Consider the following 12,439-nt stretch of genomic DNA (forward strand, 5'->3'; position numbering starts at 1 on the left):
GCACTTCGGAGTGCGTTGGGTACCCCCGGGTAGGAGGCGGACGATGCCGACGCAGACGGCGGCGGAGAAGCGGGCGCAGGCGCGGGAGGCGTACGACGCGTTCCTCGCCGGCTGCCCGAGCCGACAGCTCCTGGACCGGATCTCCGACAAGTGGGTGGCGCTGATCCTGGCCGCGCTCGGCCGCGACGGTCCCGACCGCAACGCGGAGCCGCAGGTCATGCGCTACTCCGAGTTGTCCCGCCGCCTGGCCGGGGTCAGCCAGAAGATGCTCACCCAGACGTTGCGCTCACTGGAACGCGACGGCCTGGTCATCCGCACCGTGACGCCGAGCGTGCCGGTGACCGTCACGTACGAGCTGACCGACCTCGGCCAGTCGCTGCACCGGCTGATGTACGGCATGAAGCTGTGGGCCGAGGCGCACATGGACGAGGTACACGCCAACCGCGAGCGGTACGACGCGGCCGCCCAGCACTGACCGGCTACGCCGGATTCTCCGAAACTTTCGGACCGCGTCGCGCTTCTCGTCGCGCTTCGCTCTCATGGTCATGTATGGACTCCCGCGCTGATCAGCCGGTTGAGTCCATGTTCGATTCGACATCGACATTGACCGATCGTGCCGTCGCGGATATCTTCCCAGGGAAGTTACCGGTACATCTTCGAAAAGTTTCAGGGCAGTGACGCGGGGGTGGGCGCACCGCCGGCTCCCACCCGCGTCCAGCCGGGCATCGCCAGCGCATCATCGTCCGATATGCAGAGGAGTGTCATGAAACATCTACCGAGGCGCAGCCACCGCGTGGTGCTGGCCGCCGTCAGCAGCGCGCTGGCCCTGGCCGGTGCTGCGCTCGTGGTGCCCAGTCTGGCCCAGGCAGCGGAGAGCACGCTCGGTGCCGCCGCCGCGCAGTCGGGCCGCTACTTCGGCACCGCCATCGCGGCGAACCGGCTGAACGACTCCACGTACAGCACCATCGCGGCGCGTGAGTTCAACATGATCACCGCCGAGAACGAGATGAAGCCGGAGGCGCTCCAGCCCAACCGGGGCCAGTTCAACTTCTCCTCCGGTGACCAGATCTACAACTGGGCGACCCAGCGCGGGCTGAAGGTCCGTGGCCACACGCTGGCCTGGCACGCGCAGCAGCCGGGCTGGATGCAGAGCCTGAACGGCAGCAACCTGCGGCAGGCGATGATCGACCACATCAACGGGGTGATGGCCCACTACCGGGGCAAGCTGGCGGCGTGGGACGTGGTGAACGAGGCGTTCAATGAGGACGGTAGCCGCCGTAGCTCGAACCTGCAGGGCACCGGTAACGACTGGATCGAGGTGGCGTTCCGTACCGCGCGGGCGGCCGACCCGTCGACGAAGCTCTGCTACAACGACTACAACATCGAGAACTGGTCGTACGGCAAGACGCAGGGTGTCTACAACATGATTCGGGACTTCAAGTCCCGTGGTGTGCCGATCGACTGCGTGGGTCTGCAGACCCACTTCACCGGCGGCAGTTCGCTGCCGAGCAACTTCCAGACCACGCTGCAGAACTTCGCCGCGCTGGGTGTGGACGTGGCGCTGACCGAGGTCGACGTCACCAACTCGTCCACCAGTCAGTACGCGGGTCTGACGCAGGCGTGCATCAACGTGCCGCGCTGCATCGGCATCACCGTCTGGGGCGTGCGTGACAGCGACTCGTGGCGCTCCAACGAGAGCCCGCTGCTGTTCGACGGCGGCGGCAACAAGAAGGCCGCGTACAACTCGGTCCTCAACGTCCTCAACTCCGCGTCGCCCAACCCCACGCCGACCACGACGGCGACCGCGACCCCGACGACGACCCCGACCGCCGGACCGACCACGCCGCCGCCGACCACCGGCGCCAGCCGCATCGTCGGTAGCCAGTCCGGCCGGTGCATCGACGTACCGAACTCCTCGCAGAGCAACGGCACTCGGGTGCAGCTCTACGACTGCCACGGCCAGACCAACCAGCGGTGGACCTACACCTCCAGCCGGCAACTGACCGTGTACGGCTCGATGTGCCTGGACGCCGCCGGCTCCGGCAACGGCTCGGCAGTCCAGATCTACAGCTGCAACGGACAGGCGAACCAGCAGTGGAACGTCAACTCCAACGGCACCATCACCGGAGTCCAGTCCGGCCGCTGCCTCGACGTCTGGGGCACCGGCAACGGCCAGCAGGTGCAGCTCTACGCCTGCAACGGCCAGGCCAACCAGCGGTTCCAGCTCGTCGCGACGAGCTGACCTCCTCGTACGGAAAACGGCTCACCGTCGTGGTCTCGGCCACGGCGGTGAGCCGTTGCGTTGTGCCCGGTGTCAGCCGATCAGCAACTCCGTGCGGTAGTCGGCGGCCAGCGCGGCGGCCCGGTCCCGGCGCTCGGCCTGCTCCTCGTCGGTGAGAGCCGGCGGCGGCGAGGTGGGACCGTCCACCCGGTCGCCCACCCGCAGGAAATACTCGTCCTGCCCGGCCGGGGTGCACATGCAGAGCAGCCGCGCGGGCTGGTCGAAGGAATTGCGGAAGAAATGCGGCGCGTTCGCCGGAATGTTGATCGTGTCCCCGGCCCGCGCGACGGTCTGCTCACCCCGGAACGTGAACTCCACCGCCCCGTCGAGCACCGTGAACATCTCCTCGAAGTCGTGCCGGTGCGGAGGCGGCCCACCACCGGGTGGAACACGCATGTCGATCAGGCAGTACCGGCCGGCCGTCTGCTCGCCGGTGACCAGGATCGTGTAGGTGCCGCCCGCGATGGCGAGGTGCGCGAGGGCGGGGTCGTCGGGACGGGCGTGGACGAGGGTACGGGTCGGATCGTCGGACGGGATCGCACCGCTGGCCATCGGCTCTCTCGCTCTCCTCGATCGTCGGTCTGCGGATCGATCCCCCTCATAGCCATCCCGAAAGCCGCTAAACCTGGCACCGCCCGCGGACCGATCACCGCTCCCCGCCACCTCCGTGTCGGTACTCGCACTGCTTCTGCATCGCCTTGATCCTTCGCAGCCGGCCGATCAACTCGGCAGTGATCTGGTTCGGGTCGTCACTACCCTCGCTCCGGACGCCTACCGCGCGTCGCAGTTCAGTGAGCAACAGTTCCTTCAGCCTCTCGGACATCCCGGGCTCCCGTCAGCGACCGTGGTACATCAGGGCAGCCCACAAGGCCGGCTGGGTCAGGTCGGTCGTCATGACGGTGTACATGTGTGCACCGGTCAGAAACGGCGGCGGTACCCGATCGGTGTCGAGCATCCAGCGTTGCGTGGCGTTCACCGCTGCGGCGGGGCGCAGACGTCGGTCGACCAGGTACAGGTGGACCATGAACAGGGCGAGTGCCGCGATCGGGGCGGGCACCTCCCATCGCCAGCCGACGACCCCGGTGAAGCCGGCGTCCAGCAGCCTCGGTGCGGTGCCCTCCATGAACACGGCCAGCCCGCCTCCGCCGTGGAGGTCCGCCATGTCCAGTGTTCGGCCCCCGGCCAGCTCGAGCGTGTCGCCTCGCATTCCGCAGGCCAGGTGCACCACCGATGCCCCGGGTAGCCGCTTGAGCAGGTCGCCCGGTGTCCCGGCCGCGTCGATCGGCTCCAGCGATCTGCCCAGGCAGGCCGACCGTGGGTAGAACAGCCGCCGTACGACCATGACGTCGGCCATCGACGGGTCACGGTCGCCGCGTGGGTTGACGACGAAGAGCGGCTCGGCATCCACCGGTGGCGCCGGTCGTGCGGCCAGCCGAACCGCCTGGGCCCCGGACGTCACGTACGACAGCACGACGTCCTGCGCCAACCGGCGACCACCACCGGTGCGCACCGCGGCCAGCGCCAGCCGGTCGAGACCGCCGGTCGCGGCGATCAGCAGGTTGCCGCTGGTCCACCTTCCCAGGACCGCCGGCAGCCCGGGGTCGTCGGAGTTCAGCGGATCGGCCACGGGAACGTTGGCGAGCAGGTCGAGCCGGTCTGTCCCGGCGTGGAGGCAGAGCACTCCAGCGGTCCGTCCCACGTCGTCGGTCGGATGCAGATAGAGCAGGGCTGCGACGTCGAGTTCTCGGAGCGCAGCGGCGACCATCGCCGGTGTCGGTGGTTCTGCGGCGCCCGCCACCCGCGGTTCTACTCCGATGACGACTGCCAACACGTCACGGGTGAGGTGGTCGCCCGGTCGTTCGGGAGCGGCGCCGGCGACCTCCAACGCCACGAACGCATCCTCGGTCTGTCCGTCGGCGAGCATCCAGCCGGCGAATCGGGCCGCTCGGCACCGGTCCGGGTCCGGGCCACCGAGCGCGTTCACTCCCGCGTCGCGACTGAGCGCGGTGTCTCCGGCGGCGCCCCGACGCCGGTACGCCTCGGCGAGCCGCCACCAGGTGCGCGTACGCAGACCGCTGTCGTCGAGAGCGCGGGCGGCACGGGACAGCAGCGGGATCGCGGCCCCAAGATCGTGCAGCTCCAGCCGTACCGCGCCGAGGATCGCGGCCACCCGCGGCGGCTGTCGCCCCGGGAACGCGTCGACCGAGGCGCTGAGGGCTTCGCGATCGCCCCGGATCAGTGCGTCGAGCAGTCCCGCCAGTTCGCCGAGGGCGGGGTCGGCGGCGATGGGCTCGCCGGCCCGTACCGCAGCGGCGAGCCGCGCATGCGTGACCGCGACGGAAAGCGCCGGTGGCCGGGGGTCCGTCGGCACGGCGGCGGCGAAGGCTTCCAGGTCGACGGGTACGTCGTCGCGGAGCGCAACCACCGCCCGGCACAACTCGGCGAGCGCGGTCACCGCGGGCGGCGGGGAGGGGATCCGCTCCGCGTACGAGGAGAAGGTGCCGGCGATTGCCGTGATCGGCCCGGACAGCGGTCGGATGCCGTCCAGAAGCCCGCCTATCGCCTCGACAAGCACTATCGCGGCGGGGTGACCAGGTGGAACACGATCCGACGCGGCGGCGAGGTGGTCGGCTGCGGTGGACAGCGTGACGTCGGGGGCCTCGTCGCCGTCGTCACCCCAGCCGCTGCCGTCGCGTCGGTGTCGCAGGCACAACCCGGCGGCCAGCAGCAGCAGGTCGAGGCCGTGCTCCACCGGTGGGCCGTCCTCCTCGGCGGCGACCGCGTTGGCCGCCGCTCCCACGAGGGCGTCCAGGTCAGCGGCCGGCACCCCGGGGTCGGTGGTGAGTAGTACGCGGACCTGCTCCCAGACGGCGAGCCCGTGGTCCGGAACCAGTGCCCCGAGTTGTTCCCGCGCGACCCGGCGGGCCGAAGCCGTGATGGATGAGCCGGTCGGCGTAGTGGGGGCGGACCGGCGCGGCGGGATCGTCGGCTGCTCCGTTGCGGGGCCCGGCATGTCGAGGACCGGGTAGTCCATCGGGTCCGCGTTCAGCAACGACAGGTATGGACCCATGCCGCGTTGCAGGTGGCTCAGCTCCGCCGCCAGATGACTGAGCTTGCTGAGGTCGAAGCGGGCCAGATCACCGCTGAGCAGCGGCTGAATCATCTCCGTGATGTCGAGCATGGTGCGGGCGGCGGTGGCGATGTCGGGGTTGATCGACTCACGGGCCAAGACCTCGCGGAACAGCCGGGCGGCCTCGCTGATGTCCGCGCTCCCACTCGCCGGCGGACCGCCGAGGAACCCGCTGCGAGCGCCCGGGCCCAGCGCCTCGACCGCCCGGCTGAGGAACAGCTGGCCCAGGATCAGGGGTACCATCGTGGCCTGCACCGGCGGCAGAGTGGCGGACTTCGTCGCTTCGGCGAGCACGGACATGGCGACTTGCCGGTCCTGTGAAGCGCCCCCGTGAGCGGTGTAGCGGGTGGCTAGGAGCCAGCCGTACAGGGTCGCGATCTGGCCGCGTGCCGGATCGTCGCCCGCACATGCCAAGCGGTAGGCCTCACACCACGCATCGATCGAGGCGGACAGCCTGCCGAGTGAGGTGGGCTGGCCCGGCCCGATCCGCCAGTACTCCTGGCTCAGCTTCTGGCCGAGCCGCACCAGGGTCGGCAGCCGCGCCGGCCCCCGCAATCGGGTCAGATCATCCTGAAGCTTCGTCACGTCGTCGTCCATGGCGTCATGGCCCTCCGTTCATTACCGTCCCCAGTGGACGAATCCAGCCCAAGCGACCACACGTGCGGGGTCGGCATCCTCAAGCATTCGGCGCAGCGGGAGAGGCATCTTCCGCGGCGGCCGGCGATCGTCGTCGAGCATCCACAGCTGCGCCCGGTGCAGTGCGTCCCACGGCGCGCGTCGCTCGGTCGTCAGGAAGTGGTGAAACATGTACATGAGCAGGGACGTCTCCTGGTCGGGGACGCTCCACTGCGTCGACAGCACCGAGCGCGCGCCCGCCGCCATGAACATCGTCCCGAGGCTGTACGCCTCGTCGTACCCGTGGATCGACCGGCCGGAGTTGCAGGCCGCGAGCACCACCAGGGCGATGGGGCGGCGCCCGGCCCCGGTCATGACGCCCATCAACTCGTCCGCGGCAAGGTCGCCCTCCGCCAGCAGCAGGCGTGACGACGCGGATGTCCGGGCCGTCTCGATGACGCCGTGCGACGCGAGGTGCAGGAAGGTGCCGGCCCGGGAACTGTCGGCGCGTAACCAGGTGCGCACGTCGTCGGCGGTGCCCGCGCCGGAACGACTGACGCTCCCGTCCGGGCGCCGCCCGACATAGGTCGCGCCCGGATAGAAGACCTGGTGGATCGCGTACGCCTCGAGCCGCGCGGACCGCAGGTCCGACGCCCGGCCGGCGGTGTCCGGGTCGGCCACGATCATGCCGCCGGGACTCACCGGGATCGGCTCGGCCGCCGCGGTGTCGCACAGCATCCGCGCCGAGACGGCCTGCGTCAGCGCGACATGCTGCACCGCGTAGCTGCCGTCCGGAGCGCGCGCCGCCTGCCAGGGCACGCGGGCGAGGTCTCCCATAGGGATGAGGACGAGGCGCGGCAGGCGCTCTCCGCCGAGGTACGGCTTGAGCAACGGCCCCATCGCGGCCTTCCACGCCCATCCGCACACCTCGTCGAGGCTCTCGGCGAGTGCGGGTTCGTCGATCGGATCGAACTCGCGGAGGAGACGCCCGGCTCGACTCCCCACGGCGTTGAGATACCGCTCGACATCCGTGCCGGCGGCGATCGACAGGTGTGGCAGGGCGACGAAACGCGGAGGGCCCTCGGTCGGGGCGACCACCGCCCAGCCCGGTGCTGGTGACTCCGCCGGAACCAGGTACACGAGAGCATCCGCGCCGAGCCGGCCCAGCGCCTCCTGGATCTCGTCGAGGTCAGGCGCGTCGAGGAGACCCGTGTCCCGGGCCAGCACCGCGAGAACCTCCTCGCGCAGCCGCAGCGGCGGTTCGTCCACCGCCCGCCACCGGTCGGCCAGGTCGCGGTGCCCCGCCTCGACCAGCCGGGTGTACGGGTCGCGGAGCTCGGTGGCTGCGAACAACATCAGGCCGCGACCTGCGTCCAGCGCCCGTAGCGCGTCCGCCGGGTGGTGGTCGATCAGGAATCGGCCGGCGGCCGCCACCGCCTCCTTGGCCGCCTCAGCGGCGACGGCGCGAGCGGACATCGGGTCGGGTTGCAGCAGAATCCGCCACGTGTAGCCGCGTAGCCCTTCGAACGTGTGGATCCGGGACGGCCCGGCTTCGTCGCGTCGTCGCCGAAGCCCGGCGAGCATCTCGTTGACGAACGACCAGTTCGGGTGTTCCGGACCACCGGCCGACTCGCGGGCGCGCTCCAGCACCGTGATGGCCTCGTCGACGTCGGCGAGTGAGCCGGTCACTTCCGAGCGATGGGCCAGCCCCAGCGCGAGCGAGGCCAGGTGGAACACGTGGTGCGGGTGGGTGTCGGGGCTCAGCACCACGGCCTCACGCAGGGCGTCGAGACCGGTGTCGACGGTGTCCAGGTCGGTCTCGGCGCCCTGCCGCATCGTCATGCCGCCAAAGGCCACCAGCTGGGTCAGGCGGTCCGTCGCGGACCCGCCCGCCCGTACCCGGGGGATCACCGGCACCTCACCGTTGCTCATCGCGCCCAGTGCCTGCGCCATCGGTCCGGCCTCAGCCATCGCCTCCCGAAGCGGATGTCCCGGCGGAAGATCGGCGGACCGCTCGGCCACATCGGCGAACAGGGCAAGTGCCGTTCCGTCGTCGCCGGATTGATTGGCCTGGTAGGCGGCGACGAGGTCCGGCAGGATCGCCCGCATCGCGTCGAGCTCCGGGTTGCCCGCGACCAGCTCGCTGAGGTTCGACAGTGCCGTCTCGATCCTGCCTCCGCCGCCCTGGGGGTAGCCGGCGACCATCTCGAGCGTGGCCCCCGCGAGCTCGGCCAGTCGCCGGACCAGCGGATCGTCGGCGAACTCCGCAGCGAGGCGGTCCATCTCGGCGATCTTCGTGCGAACGTCGACGAGGCTTCCGTCATGGGCCGCGCTGAGCACCTCCTGGATCCGGGCGGCGGTCTGTGCTCGCCTGAGGTGCTCGGGCTCTCCCGCACGGCTGGTCATCGCTGCTCCTTCCGGCCTGCCTTCTAGAGATCTGACGGACGATCCGGGCGGTCGAACAGCTCGAGCACCGTCTCGATGACGTGATCGAGACGATCCGGATCGCCGATCAGGGCGCCGACCTGCTCCGCACCCATCGGGTCGTCGCCGGGAGCCCGGTCCAGACCGTGGGCCGCCGGCAGCGCGCCGAACACCGTGCCCAGGACCTCCGTGACGAGCACACGCAAGTCCTCGCCGGCGTCCCGCCGGCTCTCCATCAGTGCGATCGCCCGAGCGGCGAGCTCGAGCATCAGGGCGTCGTCCTTCTCGTGCCGCTCGACCAGGGCGAGCGGCTCAGGCTCGGCGTACTCGCCGGACGATTCACGCCGTGGGAGGTGCACCGGCGCCCGCTTGCGGCCGAGCGGCCCATCCACGTTCCGCTCGTACCAGGTCGGGCGCTGCCGCATCGCGGCCAGCACGACCTCGATCTCGTCGGCGACCTGCGACTCTCCGACGCTGTGGTCACCGGTGCGTGCGGCGCGCCGCGCAGTCCAGGCGGAGAGGGGCCACAACGAGGAGCCCGCGGTGGCCTCGGTACCGACCCAGTCGAGGATCGCCACGGCCAGGTCCGACAACCAGGGGTCCCGGTCCACCGCCTCGGCCAGCCACTTCGGCACGCGCGGTCGCTGCGGTGCGCCCCGTTCACCACGTCGACGGCGGTAGCCGTCCACTGTCGCCCTGCGCATCCGCATGGTCAGCCAGCCCTCGAGGTTGTCGATCGGCACGTCGGCATGTGCGAACAGGTCGTCGAGAACCGCCTCGACGTCGTCATGGAAGCGGTCGAGGCAGTCGGGCGAGAGCCGCTGCACACCCATGGCGCAGATGTGGTGCCCACGCCCACGCTCCACCCGCCTGGTCACGCGCAGGAAGATCAGCGGCCAGGCGAGCTCGGCGGCGGCGGCGCGGAGCCGCCGGCGCTCCGCTTCGGCCGATGCCGCGAAATGCCGTGCGAGCGCGCCCTGCCGGGCAAGCTCACGGACGACATCCGTCGTGGCGGGTTGCTTTTCGGGATTGACCACGGCGAACTCCTCCGTACCTCGACGTTTGCATCGATCGTCTTGACGGGGTCGCGGTCGGGCGAGGCGTGGCGGTGGAGATACCGGGAAATGCGTACGTGGCCCGTCGCATACGTACGGGCCACGTACCTTCCCCGATCGATCAGGACATCTCGCTCGGCGGACGCGGAGTCGGGTCGAGGGCGAGCACCACGCTGGCGGCGGTCGCCCCGTTGAGGAAGACGGTGACCGCCCGGCCGGCGCCGTCGTACAGCCCCAACTCGACGGTGGTGCGGTTGGTCATCGCCTCCCGGACCAGCCGGACCACACCGGATGCGTCAGCGTCGGCGATGAACCACTCGGCCGGGCCGATGATGAGCTTCTTGGTCATGCTCGTACTCCTTGTCGTGATGGTGAGTGGGACGGATCAGGCCACCTCGTCCACGCAGAACGTGAACGAGAAGTCTTGTGGGTGCCGCACGTGGCGGCCGATCCCGAACTGCTCCTGTGCCAGCAGGGACGTGCGGTAGAGCCCGACGCTCTGTCCCACCACACCGGTGAGCAGCTCGTATGCCGTGTTGACCAGGACCGCGCCGGCGCCCATGAGGGCGACCGCGACGGCGGCGTGTGGCGCGGTCATGGCCAGTCCGGCGACCTCGGCGACGGCCCCGTGCACCACCGGGTCGGTGAGCTTCTTCTCGAGTAGCGCGCTGAGCGCCAGGCTGCCTGTGGTGTCCCGGGAGACCCACACCGCGATGTCCAGAAAGTCCTCGGCCGGCCCGTGATAGATGAGCACGTCGTCCAGGGGTAGGCGGTCACCGTCGCGTACGTTGCTGAACCGCATGGTCTCCGCGCGATAGATCGGCTGCCCGCCGGACCCGCCGGTGAGCACCACCGCGTCCACCCGGATGTCCGCGCTGCCCAACGCCCGATTGCGGTGGACCACGAGCTCGGCGATGCGGACGGCGAGCTTTCCCGGCGCCGTGCCGCGTGGCGACAGCAGCCGGATCGGCTGCGCGGGCCGCTCGTCGACCAGGAAAACGGCTCGTTCCGCCGTGGGAGGTGGCGTCGGACTGAGCATGAAATCGATCGGTTGTACGGCGTAGCGGACCTGGCCGGCGGGCTCGGGACCGACTTCACGAGTGGCGCCGGTGGCGATCTGTGCGAGCAGGTGGGTCAGCCCGGATCCAGTCGCCCGTCGGCCGTCTCCCCGTACGCCCGGCCGCTGCAGGCTGGACACGTCGACCGGACCGTCACTGACCAGGACCAGTACGGTCTCGGGCCGAGTCGCCGACATGTCGATACCGTCCGGCCAGCTGACGGCGACGCCGGTCAGCTCGTTACGGTCCTCGTTCCAGCCGTACGTGTAGGAGGCACCGGGCTCGAGTCGGACGCCACTCGGGTCGGAGTGCGTGAGCAGCGCGATCCGGTACGACACGCCGATGTCGACGAGTGAGACGAACACATCGAGGTCGCCCTCGTTCGTCACCCGGAAGAAGATCCGCTCGTCGGCCTGCGCGAACAGGAGTTCCCCGGAGGGTGCGAGTGGCGTCTCCCGGCCGTCGCGCACGCGGCCCCACTCGGTGCGTACCGACTGCCGTAGTGGTCGGCTCGGATCGCCGCTCAGCCGCCGCAATGCCGTGGCCTGGGCGATCCGTCGGAGGTTGGCGACGACGGCACCGACGCCGGCTGGGCTCGGCCGGTACGGCAGGTGCAGCGGCCCTGCCTCGTCCCGCACCGCGAGGCGGCCCTGCTCGTCGACGGTGACCTCGACGGTGACCTCGCCGCTGGTCTCCACGTCCTGCGCGGCCAGTCGTAGCATCGGGTGCAGGACGATGCTCTCGGCGAGTTCCGCCGTCACCGGATGGTCCGACGGCAGCCGCACCGCCAGCGCGGGCGGCGCAGCGCTGATGCGGTACGCGCGAGCGTCGGACGGCACGGCCTGCCCCGGTGCCGTGAGTCGCAACCGCGCGGCGGCGGCTGCGGGCAGCAGGTGGGTGACCACCGCCGTGCCCATCGCCGGCCCGTCCTGCGAGCTGGTCGCGTCTCCACGCATGATCGCGAACTCGTCGCCCGTCCGGACACCGAGCAGCGGCGCGCCGAGCAGCCGGATCCGGTCCGGGCCGTCGACCGCGACGGGTAGCGCGTCCAGCGCGTCCGCTTCGGTCGTCTCGAACAGCTGGCGCCCGGACGGGCCCTCGACCTCGGGTCGCTGCGCGGCCACGAACGTCTGCACCTCACGACGGACCGCGTCCACCAACGCGGCCCAGCTGATCCGCAGCCCGTCCGTCTCCCGCAGCGCGCGAGACAGCGCATCGGTGAGCAGGCCCATCTCGACGCCGTCCCGGTTGACGCTCTCCCAGGACGAGCCGGACGGCGAACACGCCACCACTCGCACCGCGTGCGGATTGCCGATCAATGGTCGTCGGTCGATCGGAAGGCCTTCGGCGACCAGCCTCTGTACCTGCCGTTCCACGCTCTCGTACGTCGGTCGCCACCGCGCCCGCGCGTCCCGCAGCAGCGCCTTCACCCGCCGTTCGGGCTGCCGGGACATGTGCGCGGCGTGGCAGCAGTCGAAGATCACGGTGACGTTGTGGGTGCGGTCGGTGAGCCCGGCGAGCAGGACTGAGAGTTCGACGTCGGTGATACCGCGGAAGTCGTCCTCGTCCGAGTCCGCGTAGTCGTCCGGCACGATGAACTGCAGGTCGCGACCGTCGGGTGACCGTAGGCGACCACCGTGGCCGCTGTAGTAGACGACGACTGCGTCGTCCGTGCCGGCGTCGGCGGTCAGCTTCTCGTAGGCGTCGCGAATCCCGGCCCGGGTAGCGTACGGAGTGACCAGCCGCTGGACGTCGAAACCGCGCGGTGTCAACGCCTGCTCCATCGCGTCGACGTCGTTGAGTACGCCGGCCAGGCCGTGGGTCTGCGCACCGATCAACAGAGCTTTTCGCGTCATGCCCGTCACTGACGGACAGG

Annotated in this window: 8 protein-coding genes; 2 read left to right on the forward strand and 6 right to left on the reverse strand. The window is 70.4% G+C overall.

Features of this window, described 5'->3' with window-relative positions:
* The first annotated feature begins 43 nt into the window (after positions 1-43).
* Together O7546_RS30195 and O7546_RS30200 are read left to right on the forward strand one after the other, a co-directional pair.
* Entirely contained in the window at positions 44-475 is a 432-nt protein-coding gene (locus tag O7546_RS30195) for a helix-turn-helix domain-containing protein (protein ID WP_194802143.1), read from the forward strand.
* A gap of 288 nt (positions 476-763) precedes the next feature.
* The gene (locus tag O7546_RS30200; RefSeq protein ID WP_281600311.1) at positions 764-2,242 is read left to right on the forward strand and encodes an endo-1,4-beta-xylanase; all 1,479 of its coding nucleotides are present in this window, start codon (positions 764-766) and stop codon (positions 2,240-2,242) included.
* A gap of 72 nt (positions 2,243-2,314) precedes the next feature.
* Here O7546_RS30200 and O7546_RS30205 read toward each other — a convergent pair whose 3' ends face one another.
* The 6 genes from O7546_RS30205 to O7546_RS30230 all read right to left on the reverse strand — a co-directional run bounded on the left by O7546_RS30205 (position 2,315) and on the right by O7546_RS30230 (position 12,419).
* Positions 2,315-2,833 carry a cupin domain-containing protein gene (locus tag O7546_RS30205; protein ID WP_194802141.1) on the reverse strand — a complete coding sequence of 173 codons (519 nt, stop codon included), beginning with the start codon at positions 2,831-2,833 and terminating at the stop codon, positions 2,315-2,317.
* 283 nt (positions 2,834-3,116) lie between these two features.
* The gene (locus tag O7546_RS30210; protein WP_281600312.1) at positions 3,117-5,666 is read right to left on the reverse strand and encodes a hypothetical protein; all 2,550 of its coding nucleotides are present in this window, start codon (positions 5,664-5,666) and stop codon (positions 3,117-3,119) included.
* 363 nt (positions 5,667-6,029) lie between these two features.
* Complete coding sequence (locus O7546_RS30215) at positions 6,030-8,432, reverse strand: CHAT domain-containing protein (protein WP_194802139.1); 2,403 nt, start codon at positions 8,430-8,432, stop codon at positions 6,030-6,032.
* A gap of 23 nt (positions 8,433-8,455) precedes the next feature.
* Entirely contained in the window at positions 8,456-9,487 is a 1,032-nt protein-coding gene (locus tag O7546_RS30220) for a hypothetical protein (protein WP_269697980.1), read from the reverse strand.
* A gap of 139 nt (positions 9,488-9,626) precedes the next feature.
* Entirely contained in the window at positions 9,627-9,854 is a 228-nt protein-coding gene (locus O7546_RS30225; protein ID WP_194802137.1) for a hypothetical protein, read from the reverse strand.
* Between the two features lie 36 nt (positions 9,855-9,890).
* A complete protein-coding gene (locus O7546_RS30230) occupies positions 9,891-12,419 on the reverse strand; it encodes a caspase family protein (RefSeq protein WP_281600313.1) in 2,529 nt (842 codons plus the stop codon).
* Positions 12,420-12,439: the final 20 nt, after the last annotated feature.

The organism is Micromonospora sp. WMMA1976, assembly GCF_027497335.1.
Lineage (GTDB): Bacteria > Actinomycetota > Actinomycetes > Mycobacteriales > Micromonosporaceae > Micromonospora > Micromonospora aurantiaca.

Bases quoted from the DNA above. Each gene is read 5' to 3' on its own strand.
- O7546_RS30195 (WP_194802143.1), top strand. From the start codon at position 44: ATGCCGACGCAGACGGCGGCGGAGAAGCGGGCGCAGGCGCGGGAGGCG.
- O7546_RS30200 (WP_281600311.1), top strand. From the start codon at position 764: ATGAAACATCTACCGAGGCGCAGCCACCGCGTGGTGCTGGCCGCCGTC.
- O7546_RS30205 (WP_194802141.1), bottom strand. From the start codon at position 2,833: ATGGCCAGCGGTGCGATCCCGTCCGACGATCCGACCCGTACCCTCGTC.
- O7546_RS30215 (WP_194802139.1), bottom strand. From the start codon at position 8,432: ATGACCAGCCGTGCGGGAGAGCCCGAGCACCTCAGGCGAGCACAGACC.
- O7546_RS30225 (WP_194802137.1), bottom strand. From the start codon at position 9,854: ATGACCAAGAAGCTCATCATCGGCCCGGCCGAGTGGTTCATCGCCGAC.
- O7546_RS30230 (WP_281600313.1), bottom strand. From the start codon at position 12,419: ATGACGCGAAAAGCTCTGTTGATCGGTGCGCAGACCCACGGCCTGGCC.